Raw genomic sequence first — 22,974 nt, 5'->3', positions numbered from 1 at the left:
GCACCCCCCTCTGGCCTACCGGCCATCTCCCCCTCAAGGGGGGAGATTGGCAGTTCAGACGTAAGGCACCCTTCGACGCTGGTGATTGGCGAAAGCCGAGATGACATCCAATCTCCCCCCTTGAGGGGGAGATGGCCGGTAGGCCAGAGGGGGGTGCTCCGGCACGACGCCAAAACGCTACTCCGCTGCTTGTAGCGAGGCGATGCGGCGGCTTTGCTTTGCCTGCTCGTCATAGTCGCGCTGCCATTCCGACGGGCCGTTGGATGCACCCACCTGCACCGCGGTCACCTTGTATTCCGGGCAGTTGGTCGCCCAGTCGGAGAAGTCGGTGGTGATGACGTTGGCCTGGGTGTCGGGATGGTGGAAGGTCGTATAGACGACGCCCGGCGACACCCGGTCGGTGATCAGCGCGCGCAGCGTCGTCTCGCCCGAGCGGCTGGTCAGCCGCACCCAGTCGCCATCGCGCAGGCCGCGATTTTCGGCATCATGCGGATGGATCTCCAGCCGATCCTCGCTGTGCCACACGACGTTCTCGGTGCGCCTGGTCTGCGCGCCGACATTATACTGCGACAGGATGCGGCCGGTGGTCAGCAGCAGCGGGAAGCGCGGCCCGGTCCTCTCGTCGGTCGCGACATATTCGGTGCGGATGAACTTGCCCTTGCCGCGCACGAAGCCGCGAATATGCATGATCGGCGTGCCTTCCGGCGACTTCTCGTTGCAGGGCCACTGCACCGAGCCCACCCGGTCGAGAAGGTCGAAGGAAACGCCGGAGAAGCTCGGCGTCGTCTTGGCGATCTCGTCCATGATCTCGGAGGGATGCGTGTAGTTCCAGCCGAGGCCGAGCGCCTTGGCGAGCTCCTGCGTCGTCTCCCAGTCGGCATAGCCGCATTTCGGCTCCATCACCTTGCGCACCATGTTGATGCGGCGCTCGGCATTGGTGAAGGTGCCGTCCTTCTCGAGGAAGGTCGAGCCGGGCAGGAACACATGCGCGTAGTTGGCCGTCTCGTTGAGGAAGAGGTCGTGCACGACGACACATTCCATCGCGGCGAGACCCGCGGCGACATGCTTGGTGTCGGGGTCCGACTGCAGGATGTCCTCGCCCTGTACATAGAGCCCCTTGAACGAGCCGTCGACGGCCGCGTCCAGCATATTGGGGATGCGCAGGCCGGGCTCGTCGTCGAGCTTGACGCCCCACAGGCTCTCATAGATGGCGCGCACCGCGTCGCCCGAAATGTGGCGGTAGCCGGGAAGTTCGTGCGGGAACGAACCCATGTCGCAGGAGCCCTGCACATTGTTCTGGCCGCGCAGCGGATTCACGCCGACGCCCGGCCGGCCGATATTGCCGGTCGCCATGGCGAGGTTGGCAATGGCGATGACGGTGGTCGAGCCCTGGCTGTGCTCGGTCACGCCGAGGCCGTAATAGATCGCGCCGTTGCCGCCGCGCGCATAGAGCCGCGCCGCGCCGCGTATGTCGTCGGGATCGACATTGGCGAGCTGACCGACGACCTCCGGGCTGTTTTCCGGCAGTGCCACGAACGATGCCCAGTCCTGGAACTCGTCCCAGTCGCAGCGCTCGCGGATGAACGCCTCGTCGAACAGGCCTTCGGTGACGATGACATGGGCAAGTGCGGTCAGCATGGCGACGTTGGTGCCCGGCTTCAGCGGCAGATGGAACTGCGCTTCGACATGGGCCGAGCGCACGATATCGGTGCGGCGCGGATCGAGCACGATCAGCTTGGCGCCCTGGCGCATGCGCTTTTTCATACGCGAGGCGAACACCGGATGCGCATCGGTCGGATTGGCGCCGATCAGCAGGATGACGTCCGTCTGCTCGATCGAATCGAAATCCTGCGTGCCGGCGGAGGTACCGAAGGTCTGGCCCAGGCCATAGCCGGTCGGCGAATGGCAGACGCGGGCGCAGGTATCGACATTGTTGTTGCGGAAGCCCTGCCGGACCAGCTTCTGGACGAGGTAGGTCTCCTCGTTGGTGCAGCGCGACGAGGTGATGCCGCCGATCGACGTGCGGCCGTACTGGTACTGGATGCGGCGGAATTCATTCGCCGTATGGGTGAGCGCCTCTTCCCACGACACTTCGCGCCACGGATCGCTGACCCGCTCGCGGATCATCGGCTTCAGGATACGGTCCTTGTGTGTCGCATAGCCATAGGCGAAGCGGCCCTTGACGCAGGAGTGGCCGTGGTTGGCCTTGCCTGCCTTGTAGGGCATCATGCGAATGACCTCGTCGCCCTTGACCTCGGCCTTGAATGAGCAGCCGACGCCGCAATAGGCGCAGGTGGTGACGGTCGAGCGCTCGGGCAGGCCTTTCGCCAGCACGGTTTTCTCCCTCAGCGCATCGGTCGGGCAGGCCTGCACGCAGGCCCCGCACGACACGCATTCGGAATCGACGAACGCCTCGTGCATGCCGGCCGAGACCCTGGATTCGAAGCCGCGGCCCTCGATGGTCAGCGCGAACGTGCCTTGCACCTCTTCGCAGGCGCGCACGCAGCGCGAGCAGACGATGCATTGCGCCGGATCATAGGTGAAATAGGGGTTCGATTCATCGCGGGCGATGTAGTCGATGGTCAGCGAGCCATGGCCGGGCGCCACGCCGTTTTCTTGCTCGACGTGGTTGCGGCCGTCCACGCCATAGCGGTTCTCGGTCAGGCCGACCGTCCTGACGACCTTGTCGAACTCGCTGGCGCCGGTGCCGGCCGTCTCGCCCCACGCAGCCGGATGGTCAGAGACATAGAGCTCCATCACGCCGCGACGAATGGCGTTCAGCCGGTCGCTCTGGGTATGCACGACCATGCCTTCGCCAACCGGCGTCGTGCACGAGGCCGGCGTGCCGCCGCGCCCGTCGATCTCGACGAGGCAGACCCGGCAGGAGCCGAACGAGTCCAGCATGTCGGTGGCGCAGAGTTTCGGGATTTCAACGCCCGCTTCCATCGAAGCGCGCATGATCGAGGTACCCGCCGGCACCGTCACCGGCTTGCCATCGACGGTCAGCGTCACCTGCTGTTCCGCTTCGGAGGCGGGTGTGCCGTAGTCGATTTCCTGGACCAGCGATTTGATGTCGAATGCCGCGTTCATGCCTGTCCGCTCCTATTCCGCTGCTTCGGCGACCGGCGTCGGCCGAAAGTCGTCCGGGAAATGGTTGAGTGCACTCATCACCGGATATGGGGTGAAGCCGCCGAGAGCGCAAAGCGAGCCGAACTTCATCGTGTTGCAAAGGTCGGTGACCAGCGCGATCTGCTTTTCCGGTTCGATGTTCTCAGCGAGCCGGTCCAGCACCTCGACGCCGCGCGTCGAGCCGATGCGGCAGGGCGTGCACTTGCCGCAGCTCTCGATGGCGCAGAATTCCATGGCGAAGCGCGCCTGCTTCAGCATGTCGGCGCTGTCGTCGAAAACGACGATGCCGGCGTGGCCGATCAGCCCGTCCTTGGCCGCGAACGCCTCGTAGTCGAACGGCGTGTCGAACAGGGCGCGCGGGAAATAGGCGCCGAGTGGGCCACCGACCTGCACCGCTTTGACTGGGCGACCCGTTGCCGTGCCGCCACCGATATCGTCGACGATCTCGCCCACAGTTATGCCGAACGCCGCCTCGTAGAGACCAGCATATTTGACGTTGCCGGCGATCTGGATCGGGATGGTGCCGCGCGAACGGCCCATGCCGAAATCCTTGTAGAAGGCGGCACCCTTGTCCATGATCACCGGTACCGAGGCCAGCGAAATGACGTTGTTGATCACCGTCGGCTTGCCGAACAGGCCCTTATGCGCCGGCAGCGGCGGCTTGGCCCGCACCTGTCCGCGCTTGCCTTCGAGGCTGTCGAGCAGGGCGGTCTCCTCGCCGCAGACATAGGCGCCGGCGCCGACGCGCACTTCCATGTCGAATGAATTGGGTGACCCGAGCACAATGACGCCGAGCACGCCGGCCCTGCGGGCGATCTCGACGGCCTTCTGCATCACCGCCACCGCATGCGGATATTCCGAGCGGATATAGATGAAGCCCTTGGTCGCGCCGGTGGCGATGCCGGCGATCGCCATGCCTTCGATCAGCACGAAGGGGTCGCCTTCCATGATCATGCGGTCGGCGAACGTACCGGAATCGCCTTCATCGGCATTGCAGACGATGTATTTGCGGTCAGCCGACGTATCGAGGACCGTCTTCCATTTGATGCCGGTCGGGAAGCCGGCGCCGCCACGACCGCGCAGCCCGGACTCGGTCACCTGCTTGACGATGTCGGCCGGTGTCATCGCCACCGCATTCTGCAGGCCGTTCAGCCCGCCATGCGCCTTGTAGTGATCGAGCGACAGCGGATCGGTGACGCCGCAACGTGCAAAGGTCAGCCGCGTCTGTTTGGCCAGGAACGGGATCTTGTCCGGTGCGCCCAGCCAGCGCTTGTGATGGCCACCGGTGAGGAAGCCGCAGTCGAACAGGCTTTTGACGTCGGATGGCTTCACCGGCCCATAGGCGACGCGGCCATTGGCCGTCGCCACTTCGACCATCGGCTCGAGGAAATAGGCGCCGCGCGAGCCGTTGCGCACGATCTTGGCCTCGATGCCGCGCTCGGCCAACTCCGCCCGAACCGCCTTGGCGACCCTTTCCGCACCCAGCGCCAGCGCGCCGGAATCGCCGGGAATATAGATACGCGGGATCATGAGCGCACCTCGGCAACGATTTCATTGAGCTTTTCGTCGTCGAGCCGCCCGATCACCTCGCCGTCCAGCATCGCCGATGGCGAGCAAGCGCAAAGGCCAAGGCAATAGACCGGCTCCAGCGTCACCGAACCGTCGCGGGTTGTCTCGTGGAAACCGATGCCCAGCATTGATTTGAGCTTGGCGGCAATCGCATCCGAGCCCATCGACTGGCAGGCTTCCGCCTGGCAGAGCTTCAGCACATGGCGGCCGGCGGGCTGGCTGCGATAATCGTGATAGAAGGTGACGACGCCATGCACCTCGGCCCTGGAGATGTTCAGCGCCTCGGCAATCACCGGCAGCGCGTCCTGCGGCACATAGCCGAACTCTTCCTGTATGCCGTGCAGGATCGGCAACAGCGGGCCTTCGAGGCCTTTCAGCTCGTGGATGATCGCCGCCGTGCGCGATGCGATCTCGGTACTTGCAGGCTGCATCGTCATGCAGCGCCCTCCCTGGTCGTGGCGGTCTTCCGCTAAGTGCTTAGGAAATCAGAGGAAACCCGCTAAATCAATAAAGCCGATCCGTTGCTCGATAGAAATTTTCTATCGATCTCGATCACCAGCGTTATCTAGCCTAGCGGCGGGCGCGGAAATCGTCCGCCAGCGCCATTGCCTCGTCCAACAGCGCCGAGACCAGCGGCGTGTGCGGTTCGCGCGGCGCCGCCACCAGCCCGACGGTGTGGCTGGCATCCGGCTCGACGATCGGGATAGCCCGGATCGGCTCGGAAAAGCCGAACGTTTCCGCAAGGTTAAGCGGCATGATCGACGACCATTTGCCGGTGCGGATATGTGAAAACAGCACGATCATCGAGTTGGATTCCAGTGTCGGCCGCACCTGCACGCCGGCTTCGGCCAGATGCTGGTCGATGATGCGGCGGTTCTGCATGTCCGGCGTCAGCAGGCAGAGCGGCAGCTGGGAGAGTTCCGCCCATGTCACTTTGTCGCGGTCGAAATAGGGGTTCCCGACAGCGGTGATCAACTGGTAGCGCTCGTCGTAGAGCGGCACGCTGGTGACGCGTCCGAGCGGCTCGTTGTCGAGATAGGTGATGCCGGCGTCGATGTCGAAATTGCCGAGCAGCGACAGCACCTCGATCGAGGTCCGCGACAGCACCGAGAAGGTGACGCCGGGGTGCTTTGCCCGAAACGGCGTGGTCAATCGCGCCACCATGGCCAGCGCCGTAGGGATCGCGGCGATGCGGATGCGTCCTGACAGGCCGTGGCGTGCCGCCCGCATCTCCTCGCGCATGGTCCTGCTGTCGCCGACGATGCGGCGCGCCCACACCAGCACCTGCTTGCCTTCCGGCGTCAGCCCCTGGAAGCGCGAGCCGCGCAGCACCAGCATCACGCCGAGCTGGCCCTCCAGCTGCTTGATGCCGGCCGAAAGCGTCGGTTGGGTGACGCCGCACACCTCCGCCGCGCGGCCGAAATGTTCTTCCCTGGCGAGTGCTATGAAGAATTCCAGCTTGTCGATCATGCCGTCGGGAGCCTGTCACGGACGCTATGTCCGATCTTAGCGCGCAAGGTCGGGGAAATCGCCTTCGGCCGCAAGCCGCCTGTGCAAATCGCCCGCATCCACATCTTTCAGCCGGCTTACTGTTTCCCGCGATGGAACGCGGCGCTATGTGGATGGGACGGGGTCGTGGACTGGACACGACGGGAGACCGAAACATGCTGGGCTGGTTCCGCAAGCTTTTGCCGCGCGAAGATCGCTTCTTCGACCTGTTCGAGCGGCATTCCCGCACTGTGGTCGGCGGCGCTGAGGCACTGCAGCAGCTTTTGCAGGGCAACGACATCGACCGCTGGTGTCAGACGATCATCGATCTCGAGGACGAAGCCGATCAGATCACCGCGGAAGTTCTGCTGGCCGTGCGCCGCTCCTTCATCACGCCCTTCGATCGCGGCGACATCAAGGACCTGATCCAGTCGATGGATGATGCCATCGACATGATGCACAAGACCGTCAAGACGGTAAGGTTGTTCGAAAAGAAGGAATTCGACCCGCTGATGCAGGAAATGGGGGCCGTCATCGTCGAGGCCGCCAAGTTGGTGGCCGAGGCGATCCCACTGCTCGGCAAGGTCGGGGCGCATACGGTGCGCCTCAACGCCATCGCCGAGGAGGTCATGCGCGCCGAAGGCCGGGCCGACGACCTGCACGAACAGGGCCTGAAGGACCTGTTCAAGCGGCACGGCCGCAGCGATCCGATGGCCTATCTGATCGGCAGCGAGATCTACGGCCAGCTGGAAAAGGTGGTCGACCGCTTCGAGGACGTCGCCAACGAAATCAGCGGCATCGTCATCGAGAACGTATAGTGGAAGCCGCGATAGCCTTTCCGGTGCTGGTCGGCCTTGTCGCCGTCGCACTGTTCTTCGATTTCCTCAACGGCCTGCACGATGCCGCCAACTCCATCGCGACAATCGTCTCCACCCGCGTGCTGAGGCCGCATTATGCGGTGTTCTGGGCGGCTTTCTTCAATTTCATCGCCTTCATGTTCTTCGGTCTCCACGTGGCGGAGACGCTGGGAACCGGCATCATCGACGCCAGCATCGTCACGCCAGCAGTGATCTTCGCAGCACTTGTCGGCGCCATCGTCTGGAATATCGTCACCTGGCTCGTCGGCATTCCGTCCAGCAGCTCGCACGCGCTGATCGGCGGCTTGGTCGGCGCCGGCGTTGCCAAGGCCGGCACCGGCGCCATCGTCTGGGCCGGATTGGGCAAGACGACGGCGGCCATCGTGCTATCGCCGGCGGCAGGCTTTCTGCTGGCGCTCGTCTTGATCCTCGCGGTCTCCTGGCTGTTCCTGCGGCAGACGCCGTTCGCCGTCGACAGCACCTTCCGCGTCATGCAGTTCTTTTCCGCCTCGCTCTATTCGCTCGGCCATGGCGGCAACGACGCGCAGAAGACCATGGGCATCATCGCCGTGCTGCTCTATTCGCAAGGCATGCTCGGCGCGAATTTTTACGTGCCGCTGTGGGTCGTCATCACCTGTCAGTCGGCGCTGGCGCTGGGCACGTTGCTCGGCGGCTGGCGCATCGTCCACACAATGGGATCGAAGATCACCCGGCTGAACCCGATGCAGGGTTTCTGCGCCGAGACCGGCGGTGCGATCACCCTGTTCGCCGCCACCTGGCTCGGTATTCCGGTATCGACCACGCACACGATCACCGGCGCCATCATTGGCGTCGGCGCCGCCCGCCGCGTCTCAGCCGTTCGCTGGGGCATTGCCGGCAACATCGTGGTTGCCTGGATTATCACCCTGCCAGCAACCGCGGCGATTGCGGCTCTCACCTACCTCGCGGTCGGCCTGGCAAGGTGACAGACTGCGCGGCGGTGCGTGAACGCCGTATCTACCTGTCCACAAGGTTCAGGATGTTGCCGTCCGGATCCTTGAACCATGCGACCTTCATGCCCTGACCGACATGAACGTCACCCTCCAGTGTCAGGCCGGGCATGTCGTAATGCTCGAAGGCCACGCCCTTCGATTTCAACGCCTCAACGATTTTGCCGAGCTCGTCGCCGACCGTCCAGGTCACAGCCGTCGCCTTGTTGGTCCCAGCGAAATTCGAACGGTACACGTTGATGCTGGTATCGCCGCTTTTATAGACGATCAGTTCGCCACCTCCATTGTGCACCTCTTTCAGGCCGAGCGTCCCTTCGTAGAAAGCCCTGGCCTTGGCCAGGTCCTTCACTGCGAGATTGGCCGTTGCGTTGCTGTTTGCGAGCATGATCGTCTCCTTCCCTTGATGTCGTGCTCATGCTGCTCCTTCAGATAGGTCGTAGCGGATGGTTGGCGACCGTCGATCAGGCAAATCTGACAGCGTCGGTCCGTTTTCCGGGGCACACCAGGCCGGCTGTTGCTCCACGACTTGGTTCTCTCCGGAAACTGCACTATCTCAGGCGCGAGCTTGCATAAGGAAGATCTGATGTCCGTCACCAAGGAAATCGTCATCGAACGCCTGAAGACGGTCAACGGGCCGGATTTCACCGGCAATATCGTCGACCTCGGCATGGTTTCCGAGATTTTCATTGCCGATGCCAAGGTGTTCTTCTCGATCACCGTTCCCGCTGCGCGTGCCCAGGAGATGGAGCCGCTGCGTGCGGCCGCCGAGCGTGTCGTCAAGGCGATCCCCGGTGTCGCCGGCGCCGTGGTCGCGCTGACGGCGGAAAAGAAGGGCGGCGGCATGGAGGCGCCGGTTCCGCAAAGACCGGCTCAGAGGCCCGCTCCGCCGGCCGCACCTGCTCGTCCAGCGCCGCAGGCGCCCGCCTCGCACAGCCAGGGCAAGCGCGGCGTACCAGGCATCGACGCCATCATCGCTGTTGCTTCCGGCAAGGGCGGCGTCGGCAAGTCGACCACCGCCGTCAATATCGCCCTTGGCCTTGCCGCCAACGGGTTGCGGGTCGGCGTGCTCGATGCCGATATTTATGGCCCGTCCATGCCACGCCTGCTCAACATTCATGGCCGGCCGCAGACCGTCGACGGCAAGATCCTGAAGCCAATGCAGAACTATGGCCTCAAGGTCATGTCGATGGGCTTCCTCGTCGATGAGGAGACGCCGATGATCTGGCGCGGGCCGATGGTGATGTCGGCATTGACGCAAATGCTGCGCGAAGTCGAATGGGGACCGCTCGACGTGCTCGTCGTCGACATGCCGCCCGGCACCGGCGACGCCCAGCTGACCATGGCCCAACAGGTGCCGCTGGCCGGCGCCGTCATCGTCTCGACGCCACAGGACCTGGCCCTGATCGATGCGCGCAAAGGCCTCAACATGTTCAGAAAGGTCGACGTGCCGCTGTTGGGCATCGTCGAAAACATGAGCTATTTTCTCGCCCCCGATACGGGGAAACGCTACGACATCTTCGGCCATGGCGGCGCGCGCCGTGAGGCCGAGCGCCTCGGCGTCACCTTCCTTGGCGAAGTGCCGCTCGAGATGGGCATCCGCGAAAGCTCCGATGCCGGCACGCCGGTGGTGGTCTCGAAGCCCGATAGCGCCGAGGCGAAAATCTATCGCGACATCGCCGCCAAGGTCTGGCACCGCGTCAATGAAGAGCGCGGCGCGGCCGAGGCTGCAGTGCCGAGCATCGTGTTCGAGTGATGCGGATGTCCCTCCCCAAGTCGGCCCCTTGAGGGGAGGTGGCCGCAAGGGTCGGGTGGGGTCCGCGACGACATGCTCGAACTTTTCCGGGATAGCGGGCTGACAAACCACGATCCCCTCTGGCGCGGAGGCAGATGTGTGTCTATCGCACCAAAGTGCGGATTCGGATGGCGCGTGCCCTTGCCTGCTCCCGCGCGTTGTCATATCGATTTGTCATACAAATACGGAGACCACGATGGCAGGCGCCCCCACCAGCAAGAAAAAATTTCGCTCGCAAGAGTGGTTCGACAATCCCGACAATCCGGGCATGACAGCACTTTATCTGGAGCGCTACCTGAATTACGGGCTGACGCGGGCCGAACTGATGTCCGGCAAGCCGCTGATCGGCATCGCCCAGACCGGCTCGGACCTGTCGCCCTGCAACCGCCATCACATCGAACTGGCCAAGCGCGTGCGCGAGGGCATCGTCTCGATGGGCGGCATTCCTTTCGAGTTTCCTTGCCACCCGATCCAGGAAACCGGCAAGCGGCCGACAGCTGCGCTCGACCGCAACCTTGCCTATCTCAGCCTGGTCGAGGTGCTCTACGGCTATCCGCTCGACGGCGTGGTGCTCACCATCGGCTGCGACAAGACGACGCCGGCCATGCTGATGGCCGCGGCTACCGTCAACATTCCGGCTATCGCGCTTTCGGTCGGCCCGATGCTCAACGGCTGGCACAAGGGCAAGCGCACCGGCTCCGGCACCATCGTCTGGGAATCGCGCCAGCGCCTGTCGGCCGGCGAGATCGGCTATGACGAGTTCATGGACATCGTCGCCTCCTCGGCGCCGTCGACCGGCTATTGCAACACGATGGGCACCGCTACCACGATGAATTCGTTGGCCGAGGCGCTCGGCATGCAATTGCCGGGCTCGGCCGCAATCCCCGCCCCCTATCGCGAACGCGGCCAGATCGCCTATGAGACTGGAAAGCGCATCGTCGACATGGTGCATGAGGATCTGAAGCCCTCCGACATCATGACCCGCAAGGCCTTCGAGAACGCCATCGTCGTCAACTCGGCGATCGGCGGCTCGACCAATGCGCCGATCCACCTCAACGCCATCGCCCGCCACCTCGGCGTGCCGCTCGACAACAACGATTGGCAGAAGGTTGGCCTCAACATTCCGCTCATCGTCAATCTGCAGCCGACCGGCGAATATCTCGGCGAGGACTATCACCATGCCGGCGGCGTGCCGGCTGTGATCGCCGAACTGATGAAGGGCGGCATGCTGCCCTATCCGGAAGCCATGACCGCTAACGGCAAGACCATCGGCGACAATTGCAGCGGCGCCGTCAACGAGAACCTCGACGTCATCCGCACGATTGCCGAGCCGCTGAAAGCCAATGCCGGCTTCATCAACCTCAAGGGCAATCTGTTCGATTCGGCGATCATGAAGACCAGTGGCATCTCGCCCGAATTCCGCGAACGCTATCTGTCGAACCCGAAGGACCCAGAAGCGTTCGAGGGCAACGCCATGGTCTTCGACGGCCCCGAGGATTATCACGCCCGCATCGACGACCCGGCACAGGGCATCGACGAGCACACCATCCTGTTCATGCGCGGCGCCGGCCCGATCGGCTATCCCGGCGGCGCCGAAGTCGTCAACATGCAGCCGCCTGCCTATCTGATCAAAAAGGGCATCCACGCGCTGGCCTGTATCGGCGACGGTCGTCAGTCAGGCACGTCGGGCTCGCCGTCGATCCTCAACGCCTCGCCGGAAGCCGCCATCGGCGGCGGCCTGGCGCTGCTGAAGACCGGCGATCGCGTCCGCATCGACCTGCGCAAGGGTACCGCCGACATCCTCGTCAGCGACGACGAGATCACGCGGCGCCGCGCCGAGCTGCAGAACAATGGCGGCTATCACTATCCGAAGCACCAGACGCCGTGGCAGGAAATCCAGCGCGGCATGGTCGACCAGTTTTCCGAAGGCATGGTGCTGAAGCCGGCGGTGAAGTACCAGGATGTGGCTCATACAAGCGGCGTGCCGAGGGACAATCACTGACCAGGGTCCGTCGCACGAGCCGTCAGGTCGCCAGCGTAACGGTCACCTCATTTCTCCCCGTTAACAGCCCGCTAACGGGGAGAAATGCCCGCCACAGAGTTGGACGCGGTCATTTGTCAAAAGCGATTGCTCCCGCGAGAACGGGAATGCTTGACAAGCGGGCGTGACAAATCCACGATCATCGTAAGGGGTGCATCGCGACGACCCCGTGAGGCGTCAGCCCAACGTTCGCGTCCAAGCTTCTCTTTCAAGGAGGTGGACGCCATGCCGTCAACAACCGCTATCACTGTATCGCAACTGTCTCGTCTGATTGGGCTGCCGGGTGCGCCCGCAATCATCGATGTCCGCACCGATGATGACTACAACGCCGATCCGCGCCTGTTGCCGGGCTCAACCCGGCGTGACTTCAAGGCTGTCGCCACCTGGGCTGGCGAATTCACTGGCCAGCAAGTGACGGTCGTCTGCCAACAGGGAAAAAAGCTCTCGCAAGGCGTGGCCGCATGGCTGCGGCACGAGGGCATTGCCGCCGAATCGCTCGAAGGCGGGTTTGAGGCATGGCGCGATGCCAAGGGGCTTTTGGTTCACACCGGCAAGATACCGCCCGCCGATGCCAAGGGCCGCACCGTTTGGGTGACGCGTACGCGCCCGAAGGTCGATCGCATCGCGTGCCCCTGGCTGATCCGACGCTTCATCAATCCTCACGCGGTCTTTCTCTTCGTCGAGCCGGCCGAAGTGGCGGCCGTCGCCGATCGCTTTCAGGCCGTGCCTTTCGACATCGAGAACGTGTTCTGGAGCCACCGCGGCGAACGCTGCACCTTCGATACCATGATCGAGGAGTTCGGACTAAAATCCGAAGCGCTCGATCGCCTCGCCACGATCATACGCGCTGCCGATACTGCGAGCCTCGATCTTGTCCCACAGGCGGCCGGGTTCCTGGCCGCCTCGCTTGGCCTGTCACGGATGTTTCGCGACGATCTGGAGCAGCTCGAGGCCGGCATGCTGCTTTACGATGCGTTCTTCCGCTGGTGCCGCGATGCCACCGAGGAGACGCATAACTGGCCAGCCGCCGGCACGGGCAATCTCGGCGCGGGCAAGCCTTCGTGAGCGCCGTCCTTTCGAAAGAGCCGCCGGAGATCCAAGAGCCGGTTGTGCCGAGCTTCCGGCAGGCCGTGAAAGTCTGGGCGAAAATCGGCGTGCTCAGCTTTGGCGGCCCGGCCGGGCAGATCGCACTCATGCACAAGGAATTGGTCGAGGAACGGCGCTGGATCGGCGAACAGCGTTTCCTGCATGCGTTGAACTACTGCATGCTGCTGCCTGGCCCCGAGGCCCAGCAACTTGCCATCTATATCGGCTGGTTGCTGCACAAAACGGTCGGCGGCCTTGTTGCCGGCATTCTCTTCGTCGTGCCGGGCGCGCTTGTCATGCTCGTCCTGAGCAGCCTCTATGCGCTCTATGGCGATGTACCACTCGTCGCGGCGCTGTTTTTCGGGGTCAAGGCGACCGTGCTCGCCATTGTCATCGAGGCGGTGATCCGGATCGGCAGACGCGCGCTGAAAAACCCCGTCATGGTGTCGATCGCACTCGCCGCCTTCATCGCCATCTACGCGTTGAGCGTGCCGTTTCCGCTGATCGTCCTGCTTGCCGGCCTGGCAGGCTGGATCGGCAATCGTAGTGCGCCGGCATTTTTTTCCGGCGCTTCGCATGGCAAGGGCGATGTTCCCGACATCAAGGGCGTGGTCGATCTGATGTTCGAGCGCGGCGAACTGACCCACGTCAGGCCGACACGATGGCACGCGCCGCGCATCTTGGCGATCTGGCTGCCGATGTGGCTGGGGCCTGTTCTGCTGATCTGGGCTGTCACCGGCCCTGCCAGCGTTTGGACGCAAATCGGTGGCTTCTTCAGTGTCATGGCGGTCGTCACCTTCGGCGGTGCCTACGCAGCCCTTGCCTATGTCGCGCAGGCAGCGGTCGAGTACTTCGGCTGGCTGGCACCCGGTGAAATGGTCGACGGCCTCGGACTTGCCGAAACCACACCGGGTCCGCTCATCCTGGTCTTGCAGTTCGTCGGCTTCGTTGCCGCGTTCCGCCAGCCGGGCTTGCTGGCGCCGCTGCTTGCCGGACTGTTTGGCGGGCTGTTCACGCTGTGGGCGACGTTTACCCCATGTTTTTTATGGATATTCCTTGGCGCGCCTTACATCGAAGCGCTGCGCGGCAACAAGGCGCTGTCGGCGGCGCTCGGTGCGATCACCGCCGCCGTCGTCGGCATCATCATGAATCTCGCCCTGTGGTTCGGCTTGCACGTCATCTTCGGCGAAGTGCGCAATGTCGGGCTTGGAATGGACGTGCCGGTGCTTTCATCGATAGACTGGCGCGCGGCGCTGCTTTCCTGTGCCTCGATGATCGCCATTCTGAAGCTGAAAATCGGCATGCTGCCGACGCTTGCCGGATCGGCGCTGGCCGGCGTCTTATTGCTGGCGGCGAGCGGGTAACGCCTCAGCCGCCCATTCTGCCGCGCGGCAGCTTGATCATATCGCCGAAACGGGCGCGCAATTTGTCGTCGACGGGCTTCGGCACATGGCGCGGGAAGCGTTCGGCAAGCACGCGTTTCTTCTCGATGATCGCCCGCTGCAAGATGTCGGGCCTGCCTTTCTCATTCCATTCCTTCGGCGAAAAGCGGTCGCCGACGGCCGGGTAGAAATATTCGGTCTGCATCAGCCGCAGCGTCTGCTCGTTGCCGAGATAATGGCCCGGGCCTTTCAGGCAGACATCGGCGATGGTGTCGATGGACAGCGACTCGTCCGTCACCTCGATGCCACGCACGCAGCGCAGGCAGTGGCCGAGCATGTCGTTGTCGATGATCAGGCTCTCAAGGCAAAAGCCGAGCAGCGAGGCGTGCATGCCGGCCGATTCGTAAACCAGGTTGAGGCCGGCAAGACCGGCCATCACGTCGGTTATGCCCTTTTCGTACCCGGACTGAATGTCAGGCAGTTTCGAATCCGTCATGCCGGCGGCCGAACCGCCCGGCAGGTCGTAAAATTGCGCCATCTGCGCGCAGGCCGCGGTCAGCACCGCCTGCTCGGCCGAACCGCCCGACATGGCGCCGGTCCGGAGGTCCGAGACGAACGGCCAGGTGCCGAAGATTGCCGGGTGGCCCGGCTTGATGGCGTTGACATAGATTAGGCCGACCAGCACTTCGGCGACCGCCTGCACCACGGCACCGGCAATCGCCGCCGGTGCCGTCGCACCTGCCTGGCCTGCCGACAGCAGCAGGATCGGAATGCCGCCCTCGACACAGGCTTCGAGCACGCCGCAGGCGTCCTCGGCAAACTTCATCGGCGGCACGACGAAACAGTTCGAATTGGAGACGAAAGGCCGCGCGCGAAAATTCTCTTCGCCGCCGGCGATGGCATAGAGCATGTCGAGCGCCGGCTTGACGTTCTCACGCACGGTAAACGAGGTGCCGACATGCTTCGACGTGCCCATGACGCAGGCGTAGAGCGTGTTGAAATCCATGTCGAGCGGGTCGGGGATGTCGCGTGGCACCATCGGCCGCTGGAAGAAATGGATGTTGTCGAGCCCCTCGACCAGGCGCGCCGCATCGTAAATGTCCTGCAGCAGCGACTCGCGATACTCACGCTTTTCGACATCGACAAGATGCACCGCAGCACCAGCCGTGCCGTAATGCACACGCTTGCCCTGGATCACCATGTCGTGCTTCGGATCCTGGCCGTGCAGGGTGAAATGCCGCGCCGCTTTCTTGATCGTGTCGAGCACCAGAGCGCGAGGAAAGCGCAGGCGGCCGTCCTCGCCAAGCGTTGCGCCGGCCTTGGTCAGTGCCTCAATGCAGGAGGGGATGGCGTTGGCGAAACCGACCGTCTCCAGAAGGGTAAGCACGGCCTCGTGGATACGTTCGCAATCATTGCCGCTGAGCGGGCTGTAGCTTCCGCCTTCGAGGCCGGCACGCACCGGCTTGACGTCGTCGGCAAGCGGTGCCGCTCGCATGGCGCGGCGCGCCTCGCGCCCGCCGGACCGTCGCGAACGCTGGTCTGCGGACACGTCCTGCTTCTCATGGGCCACCGGCATGAAGGCACTCCAACTTTAGCTGCGAAGCGGGCGCGGCGGTTGGTCCACCATCTGCCTGCTTCGTCCCCTATGTACTCCGACTATGCCGCCGGCATTGGCACAGCCTATGTGCCAGCCGGTCCCGTCGCATATGCCAAGGAGCTAAAGAACCGGAGTCGCGCTACATGCGCCAGGCTCCGGTCGGGGAAGGGAGATCAGGCCGCTGCCGGCCTGCGTCCAGCTGCCGTCGCCAGTTCGCGGATGCCGGGTTCGATGTGCTGCAACGCGATCGAGGAAATGCCCAAGCGCATGAAACGCGATGGCTTTTCGGTGCGGTCGAAGAAGCGGTCGCCAGGCTCGATGATGACGCTGCGCGAGGCCGCGGCCTCCGCCAGCCCACGCGAATCGGTGCCGCGCGGTCCCTCGAGCCAGAGCGACGTGCCGCCGGCCGAATCGGTCGAGCGCCACTCCGGCAGGAAGGCGGAAATCGCATGGACCAGACGCTTGCGCCTCTCGTCGAAGGCGCTCGACAGCCGCCGCACCAGCGCCTCGTGATGGCCGAGCGACAGGAACAATGCGACGGCGCGCTGGTTGTTCGCCGGCGGGTGGCGCAGCATGAAGCGGCGTAGCGCCCGAAGCTCGGAAATCAGCCCGGCCGAGGCGACGATGTAGCCGAGCCTGAGGCCGGGAGCCAGCGTCTTCGACATCGAGCCGACATAGACGACGCGGCCGGAACGATCGAGGCTCTTCAGCGCCTGCTGCGGCGCCTCGTCCAGGAGCTGACTGTCATAGCCGTCCTCGATGATTATCTGGTTGTAGCGGTTGGCCCGCGCCAAGAGATCCTGTCGCCGCTCTGCCGACAGCGGCACCATGGTCGGGCAATGGTGGCTGGGGGTGACGAAGACGAAGCCGGCATCATTGGGAATGGCCGAGGTTACGATGCCGGAGTGGTCGACCGGAACCGGCTGGATGTCGGCGCCGGCCAGCCGGAAGATCGAACGTGCATCCGGATAGCCCGGGTCCTCCATCGCCACCTTCGAGCCCTTGGTCATCAACAGCGTCGCCAGCATGTAGAGCGCGTTCTGCGCCCCCAGCGTCACGATGATTTCGTCCGGATTGGCGAAGATGCCGCGCCGCGGCAGCAGCCGTGCCTGGATCTGCTCGATCAGCAGCGGATCGTCACGGTCGACCATGTCGGACGCCCAGTTGCGGATTTCGAGAACGGCCAGCGCCATGCGGTTGCACTCGCGCCATTCGGCGGTCGGGAACAGCGCCGGGTCGAACTGGCCGTAGACGAAGGGGTAGGACGACTTGATCCAGTTGTCGTGCTTGGCCGGCGGTGGCATGTCGCTCGCCGCGATCTGCCGGCGCGCCTTCCAGTCGATCTCGTTGGCCTGGTCGGGCGCTTTCTGGTGCGGCTTGGCCGGCGTCGCCAGCACTTCGGGATTGACGAAATGGCCGCGGCGCTCGCGCGCCACCAGGAACCCCTGGTCGACCAGCTGCTGGAAGGCCAGCACCACGGTGCCGCGCGCCACGCCGAGTTTTTCGGCAAGAATCCGGCAGGACGGAAGCGGCATGGAAGCCGCGATCTGCCGGTCGAGGATGGCGGCGACGATCGCCTGACGGATCTGCGCCTGCAGGGTCTGACCGGATTCCGCCGAAATCCGGAACAGGCCGGACCATATGGCCGTGTCGTTTCGCTGTGGCATGGGAGATGTTCCTCGATGGCCAGCTTTTTTCACTTGGCTGGACCAGTCGAATGTACCGGTGGCACAAGGTGTTGCGCCAATCAATTTTTCTGATCGCTGGGATTTATGCCAGTGATCCTTTGCGCCGGCCCACGCTGCGCTGCGGCATCGCTGCGCATTGAAACGGATGGAATTCGACCCGATAGTTTGCCGCGACGACACGCGCCGGAAACATCCGGCCTGATAAGATGCATCTCAAGAGACCGGAGCGAAGCAGTGGATCAATCGTCCTTTCAAAAGCAGCTCAATGCGTTGCGCGATCATCGTGCGGTCAAATCGGGCTCGATGCGCGAGGCTTTCGCTGCCGATCCGCAGCGCTTCGAGAAATTCTCCGCCAGCGACGGCGACCTGCTGCTCGACTGGTCGAAATGCGCGGTCGATGCGCGGACGATGGAGTTGCTGGAGAACCTAGCTGAGGCCGCCGACCTCGAAGGCCGGCGCGACGCGATGTTTGCTGGCAACAAGATCAACGTCACCGAAGGCCGCGCCGTGCTGCACACGGCGCTGCGTAACCTTACCGGCAAGGGCATCGTGCTCGACGGCCAGGACGTGAAGGCGGAAGTCCTCGGCGTACTCGACGCGATGGGCGCCTTCGCCGACGCGGTGCGTTCCGGCAAGGCGGCCGGCGCCACCGGCAAGAAGATCACCGACATCGTCAACATCGGCATCGGCGGCTCCGACCTCGGCCCGGCCATGGCGACGCTGGCGCTGGCGCCCTATCATGACGGTCCGCGCGCACATTACGTGTCCAATATCGACGGTGCCCATATCCACGACACGCTGAAGGGTCTTTCCGCCGAGACCACCCTGTTCATCATCGCCTCCAAGACCTTCACTACGGTCGAGACGATGACCAACGCCGAGACGGCACGCAGATGGGTCGAGAAGGCGCTCGGCAAGGAAGCGGTCGGCAAGCATTTCGCTGCCGTCTCGACGGCGCTCGACCTGGTCGCCAAATTCGGCATCGCGCCCGATCGCGTCTTCGGCTTCTGGGACTGGGTCGGCGGTCGTTATTCCGTCTGGGGTGCGATCGGCCTGCCGGTGATGATCGCCATAGGCCCTAAGGATTTTCGCGCCTTTCTCGACGGCGCCCATGAGATGGACGAGCATTTCCGCACCGCGCCGCTGGCGAACAACCTGCCGGCGCTGATGGGGCTGATCGGCTGGTGGCATCGCGTGATCTGCAAATATCCGGCTCGCGCCGTCATCCCCTACGATCAGCGTCTGTCCAGGCTGCCGGCCTATCTGCAGCAGCTCGACATGGAATCGAACGGCAAGAGCGTCACCCTGGATGGCGGCGCTGTAACGACGCCGACCGGCCCGCTGGTCTGGGGCGAGCCCGGCACCAACGGCCAGCACGCCTTCTTCCAGCTTCTGCATCAGGGCACCGATTTCATTCCGGTCGAATTCCTCGCCGCTGCCGTCGGCCACGAGCCGGAACTGAAGCATCACCACGACCTTCTGCTTGCCAATTGCCTGGCGCAGTCGGAAGCCTTCATGAAGGGCCGCACGCTGGAGGAAGCCCGCGCGCAGATGCTGGCGAAAGGCATGAAGCCCGCCGATGTCGACAGGATTGCTCCGCACCGCGTCTTCTCCGGCGACCGCCCCTCGGTGACGATCCTCTACAGGAAGCTCGACCCACATACATTCGGACGGCTGATTGCGCTTTACGAACATCGCGTCTTCGTCGAAGGCACGCTGTTCAACATCAACTCCTTCGACCAGTGGGGCGTCGAGCTCGGCAAGGAACTGGCGACCGGGCTGCTGCCCGTCGTTGAAGGCAAGGAGAATGCCGCAAAGCGGGATGCCTCGACTGCCGGACTGGTGGAATACATTCACCGCTTGCGCGGCCCGGAGTGAAAAGCTTGGCGGACATCAAGGGAATATTGTTCGACAAGGACGGCACGCTCGTGGATTTCAACGCGACATGGCTGGGCATCGCCGACTTCATGGCGATGGATGCGGCCGAAGGCGATCGCTGGAAGGCAGACAGGCTGCTTGCGGCGGCGGGCTTCGACTTCGCCACCAGGCGCTTCAAGCCGGATTCTATCTTTGCCTCCGGGACCAACATGGACGTCGTCGAACTGTGGTTTCCGCGGCTGTCCGACGAGGACCAGATGCTTGCCGTCGCCCGCTTCAATGCCATCACCTCGGCGCAAGGATCGGCGATGGCCGTGGCGCTGCCGGGTGTGGTCGAGACGCTTGGGCTGCTTCACAGAAAATCCTACCGGCTTGGCGTCGCCACCAACGACTCGACCAGCGGCGCGGAAAAGACCTTGGTCACGCTGGGCGTCGCGCAGCTTTTCGAAGCCGCCTATGGTTACGACGCGGTGGCCAATCCAAAACCGGCGCCGGATACGATCCTTGCCTTTTCGGATCTGACAGGGCTCAGGCCGGCGACGATCGCAATGGTCGGCGACAATCGTCACGATCTGGAGATGGCGCGCGCCGGCGGCTGCGGCCTGGCGATCGGCGTGCTGTCCGGCACCGGCACACGTGAATCGCTGTCACAGATCGCCGACGTCATCCTGGATTCGGTGGCTGATCTGCCCGATTTTCTTGCGGCCCGGGTCAGCGAGACGGTCTAGACTCGTAGTTATCTGGTCCGAACGAGAACACGCCGCTCGGTTTCATCGCCGCATTCCTGCCCTCGCCGACATCCGGCACCTCGTATTCGGCCAGCAGGCGAAGCCGCGAGCGCGGCAGATAGGCGCGGCCCGGATCGCCGATCAGCACGGCGATGCCGGCAGCAAGGCAGCGGTCGAGGAAGGGAACGACCCGGCCGGCAAGATCGCGGGCGTAAAACAGGTCGCCGACCACCACGATGTCCACCGGTGGCGGCGGACCGCCGGTGATGTCGTCGCCAACGATCATGATAGCGACGCCGTTCGCAGTCGCATTGAGGCTGAGCGCAACCACACCATTACGATCGATCTCGGCCGCGACGACCGCGCTGGCTCCGGCTTTCGCCGCAGCGATGCCGACGAGGCCCGAGCCGGCGCCGAGGTCGAGCACGCGACGCCCGGCCACGGTCTCCGGCCGGTCGATTATGTAGCGGGCAAGCACCGCGCCGCCGGCCCAGACATAGGCCCAGTACGGTGGCTCCGGTTCAGGTTCGTCTTCTTCGGTCCCATGTTGGTTCCATTCGAGAAGCCGCCTGAGGCCGCTTCCCGGATGGGCGGTGTAAAGCCGGATTTCGGGAAGCGCGGGCACGGGGGCGATCCGCATGTGCGCCCGGATGAACTCTGCCGGGTCTGGCCGCGAACCTATATCCACGGCGTTAGAGCCGACGATGCAATCGCTCAAGCTGCGCCTAGCCCCGCAACGCTCGTCGCAGGATCTTGCCGACCGGTGTCTTCGGCAGTTCGGTGCGGAACTCGATATATCTGGGGCGCTTGTAGCCGGTCAGGTTCTCGCGGCAATAAGCCGTCAGCATCTCGGCGGTCAGTGCCGGGTCCTTTTTGACGACGAACAGCTTTGGCACTTCACCCGAATGCTCGTCCGGCACGCCGATCGCCGCCACCTCGAGTACGCCCGGATGCTGCGCCACCACCTCCTCGAGTTCGTTCGGGTAGACGTTGAAGCCGGAAACCAGGATCATGTCCTTCTTGCGGTCGACGATCTTGGTGTAGCCGCGCTCGTCCATGAAGCCCATGTCGCCCGATTTGAAGAAGCCGTCCTCGGTCATCACCTTGGCGGTCTCGTCCGGCCGGTTCCAGTAGCCGGCCATCACCTGCGGTCCGCGGATGCAGATTTCGCCGACCTCGCCGAGCGGCAAATTGTTGCCATCGTCATCGCGGATGGCGATCTCGGTCGAGGGCAGCGGCAGCCCGATCGTGCCGGTGTAGACTCCGTCGCTGAATTTGTTGGCGGTCGCCCCCGGCGAGGTTTCGGAGAGTCCGTAGGCCTCGCTGATCGGGCAGCCGGTCAGCGCCTTCCAGCGCTCTGCGATGCCCTTCTGCACTGCCATGCCGCCACCCAGCGTCAGGATCAGCGGCTTGAAGTCGAGCCTGCGAAAATCCTCATTATTGAGCAGCGCATTGAACAGCGTGTTGAGGCCAGGAAAGATGTGGATCGGGTATTTCTGCAGCTCCTTGACGAAGCCGGGAATGTCGCGCGGATTGGGGATGAGCACGTTCTGCGCGCCCTGCTGCATTCCCATCATCGCGTTCACTGTGAGCGCAAAGATATGATAGAGGGGCAGCGCGCAGAGGAAGTTCATATGCGCCGGTTTCGGCTTGACCGTGTAGGCGTCTTCGACCCAGAGCGCGTTCTGCGCGACGTTCGCCAAGACATTGCTGTGCAAAAGCATCGCGCCCTTGGAGATGCCGGTCGTACCGCCCGTATATTGCAGGAAGGCGATGTCGCCGGCCACGACCTCGGCGGATTTGAAGGTCACGCCGGCGCCGGCCTTCAATGCGGCGTTGAATTTGACATGGCCGGGCAGCGACCATGCCGGCACCATCTTCTTGACGCGGCGCACGACGAAGTTGACGATCGTTCCCTTGAGCCCGCCGAGCATGTCGCCCATCGTGGCGACCACGACATGCTTGACCGCGGTCCTGGCGATCACCGCCTGCAAGGTGCAGGCGAAATTTTCGAGGATGACAATGGCTTGAGCGCCGGAATCCTTGAGCTGGTGCTCAAGCTCGCGCGGCGTGTAGAGCGGATTGATGTTCACCACGACATAGCCGGCGCGAAGCACCGCCATCATCGCCACCGGATATTGCAGCACGTTCGGCATCATCAGCGCGACACGTGCACCCTTCTGCAACCCCTTTGATTGCAGATAGGCGCCAAACGCAGCCGACTGTCGCTCGAGATCGGCATAGGTGATCGATTTGCCCATGCAGACGAAGGCCGGCCGGTTCGCAAACTGCTTGCAGGCGGCGACGAGAAAGTCACCGATCGAGCTGGAGGGCAGGGCGCCGATCTCGGCCGGCACGATCTTTGGGTAACTCTGGAGCCACGGTTTTTCAGGCAGGCCGGCGGTCAGCGAGGTGATCGCCTTCGGCAATCTTCTGGCTGAAGCTGCCGCCTGTTTGGGCGCTGGCACTGCCTTCGCCGCCGGCTTGACGGTGGGGTACTTTGCGGCAGGCGCCGCCTTGCCGGCTGCCGGCTTGGCAGTCTTTCCAGCCGTGATCTTCGTCGCCGGCTTCGCACTTGCCTTCGCGGTAGTCTTCGGCTTGGCGGCGGCCGCTTTTGGCTTGACCGCTTTCGATATTGCCTCGGCCTTTGCTTTCGCCGCGGTTGTTGTCTTTGCCGGTTTCGCCACCTGTCGCTCCCTCAATCATTCTTATTGTTCGGCACGCTTGAGTGCCACCGCCGCCCCTGACAA

General features: G+C 63.8%; 18 protein-coding genes. 9 read left to right on the top strand and 9 right to left on the bottom strand.

The features are described 5' to 3' along the window. Nucleotides 1-177: 177 nt before the first annotated feature. From fdhF to X760_RS48130, 4 genes are all read right to left on the bottom strand, one after another. Nucleotides 178-3,090, bottom strand: coding sequence for a formate dehydrogenase subunit alpha (gene fdhF, locus X760_RS48145; protein WP_023717900.1), 2,913 nt, complete (start codon nt 3,088-3,090; stop codon nt 178-180). Between the two features lie 12 nt (nt 3,091-3,102). Next, nucleotides 3,103-4,659 (bottom strand): NADH-quinone oxidoreductase subunit NuoF, encoded by a 1,557-nt coding sequence (locus tag X760_RS48140; RefSeq protein ID WP_023717899.1) that lies wholly within the window; start codon nt 4,657-4,659, stop codon nt 3,103-3,105. Continuing rightward, nucleotides 4,656-5,135, bottom strand: a complete 480-nt coding sequence (locus X760_RS48135; RefSeq protein ID WP_023717898.1) for a formate dehydrogenase subunit gamma — start codon at nt 5,133-5,135, stop codon at nt 4,656-4,658. Before X760_RS48135 ends, X760_RS48140 begins: the two co-directional genes overlap by 4 nt. 133 nt (nt 5,136-5,268) lie before the next feature. Beyond that, nucleotides 5,269-6,168, bottom strand: a complete 900-nt coding sequence (locus tag X760_RS48130; protein WP_023717897.1) for a LysR family transcriptional regulator — start codon at nt 6,166-6,168, stop codon at nt 5,269-5,271. Between the two features lie 194 nt (nt 6,169-6,362). Here X760_RS48130 and X760_RS48125 point away from each other — a divergent pair, with 194 nt between their 5' ends. Both X760_RS48125 and X760_RS48120 read left to right on the top strand, forming a co-directional pair. Next, nucleotides 6,363-7,004: a DUF47 domain-containing protein gene (locus X760_RS48125; protein ID WP_023717896.1), complete on the top strand. Its 642-nt coding sequence runs from the start codon at nt 6,363-6,365 to the stop codon at nt 7,002-7,004. Then, the gene (locus X760_RS48120; RefSeq protein ID WP_023717895.1) at nt 7,004-8,008 is read left to right on the top strand and encodes an inorganic phosphate transporter; all 1,005 of its coding nucleotides are present in this window, start codon (nt 7,004-7,006) and stop codon (nt 8,006-8,008) included. The genes X760_RS48125 and X760_RS48120 overlap by 1 nt, the downstream gene beginning before the upstream one ends. A 31-nt stretch (nt 8,009-8,039) precedes the next feature. Here X760_RS48120 and X760_RS48115 read toward each other — a convergent pair whose 3' ends face one another. Then, nucleotides 8,040-8,417, bottom strand: coding sequence for a VOC family protein (locus tag X760_RS48115; protein ID WP_023717894.1), 378 nt, complete (start codon nt 8,415-8,417; stop codon nt 8,040-8,042). 195 nt (nt 8,418-8,612) lie between these two features. On the opposite strand from X760_RS48115, the gene X760_RS48110 reads away from it, so the two are divergent. From X760_RS48110 to chrA, 4 genes are all read left to right on the top strand, one after another. Then, entirely contained in the window at nt 8,613-9,785 is a 1,173-nt protein-coding gene (locus X760_RS48110) for an Mrp/NBP35 family ATP-binding protein (RefSeq protein WP_245278539.1), read from the top strand. Nucleotides 9,786-10,020: 235 nt separating this feature from the next. Further along, complete coding sequence (locus X760_RS48105) at nt 10,021-11,826, top strand: IlvD/Edd family dehydratase (RefSeq protein WP_023717892.1); 1,806 nt, start codon at nt 10,021-10,023, stop codon at nt 11,824-11,826. 264 nt (nt 11,827-12,090) lie between these two features. Continuing rightward, nucleotides 12,091-12,930, top strand: coding sequence for a chromate resistance protein ChrB domain-containing protein (locus X760_RS48100; protein ID WP_023717891.1), 840 nt, complete (start codon nt 12,091-12,093; stop codon nt 12,928-12,930). Continuing rightward, nucleotides 12,927-14,315 (top strand): chromate transporter, encoded by a 1,389-nt coding sequence (gene chrA, locus X760_RS48095; RefSeq protein WP_023717890.1) that lies wholly within the window; start codon nt 12,927-12,929, stop codon nt 14,313-14,315. Before X760_RS48100 ends, chrA begins: the two co-directional genes overlap by 4 nt. Nucleotides 14,316-14,319: 4 nt before the next feature. Here the strand turns inward: chrA and X760_RS48090 are convergent, their stop codons facing one another. Both X760_RS48090 and X760_RS48085 read right to left on the bottom strand, forming a co-directional pair. Beyond that, nucleotides 14,320-15,909: a trimethylamine methyltransferase family protein gene (locus X760_RS48090; protein WP_023717889.1), complete on the bottom strand. Its 1,590-nt coding sequence runs from the start codon at nt 15,907-15,909 to the stop codon at nt 14,320-14,322. A 194-nt stretch (nt 15,910-16,103) separates the two neighbouring features. Continuing rightward, on the bottom strand, nt 16,104-17,597 hold the full coding sequence (locus tag X760_RS48085) for a PLP-dependent aminotransferase family protein (RefSeq protein WP_023717888.1): 1,494 nt from the start codon (nt 17,595-17,597) through the stop codon (nt 16,104-16,106). A 5-nt stretch (nt 17,598-17,602) separates the two neighbouring features. On the opposite strand from X760_RS48085, the gene X760_RS76205 reads away from it, so the two are divergent. From X760_RS76205 to X760_RS48075, 3 genes are all read left to right on the top strand, one after another. Beyond that, entirely contained in the window at nt 17,603-17,758 is a 156-nt protein-coding gene (locus X760_RS76205; protein WP_156948037.1) for a hypothetical protein, read from the top strand. 94 nt (nt 17,759-17,852) lie between these two features. Further along, nucleotides 17,853-19,496: a glucose-6-phosphate isomerase gene (gene pgi, locus X760_RS48080; RefSeq protein ID WP_023717886.1), complete on the top strand. Its 1,644-nt coding sequence runs from the start codon at nt 17,853-17,855 to the stop codon at nt 19,494-19,496. 5 nt (nt 19,497-19,501) lie between these two features. Beyond that, entirely contained in the window at nt 19,502-20,224 is a 723-nt protein-coding gene (locus tag X760_RS48075; RefSeq protein WP_023717885.1) for an HAD family hydrolase, read from the top strand. On the opposite strand, the gene X760_RS48070 is transcribed toward X760_RS48075, so the two are convergent. Together X760_RS48070 and X760_RS48065 are read right to left on the bottom strand one after the other, a co-directional pair. Then, nucleotides 20,208-20,864: a 50S ribosomal protein L11 methyltransferase gene (locus tag X760_RS48070; protein ID WP_084642516.1), complete on the bottom strand. Its 657-nt coding sequence runs from the start codon at nt 20,862-20,864 to the stop codon at nt 20,208-20,210. The two genes, X760_RS48075 and X760_RS48070, sit on opposite strands and share 17 nt — an antisense overlap. An 85-nt stretch (nt 20,865-20,949) precedes the next feature. Then, nucleotides 20,950-22,911: a long-chain fatty acid--CoA ligase gene (locus X760_RS48065; RefSeq protein ID WP_023717883.1), complete on the bottom strand. Its 1,962-nt coding sequence runs from the start codon at nt 22,909-22,911 to the stop codon at nt 20,950-20,952. Nucleotides 22,912-22,974 lie beyond the last annotated feature (63 nt).

The sequence above is a fragment of the Mesorhizobium sp. LSHC420B00 genome, from assembly GCF_000503055.1.
GTDB lineage: Bacteria > Pseudomonadota > Alphaproteobacteria > Rhizobiales > Rhizobiaceae > Mesorhizobium.
The sequence above is the reverse complement of the archived record's forward strand: the minus strand, read 5'-3'. Positions and strand labels throughout refer to the sequence as shown.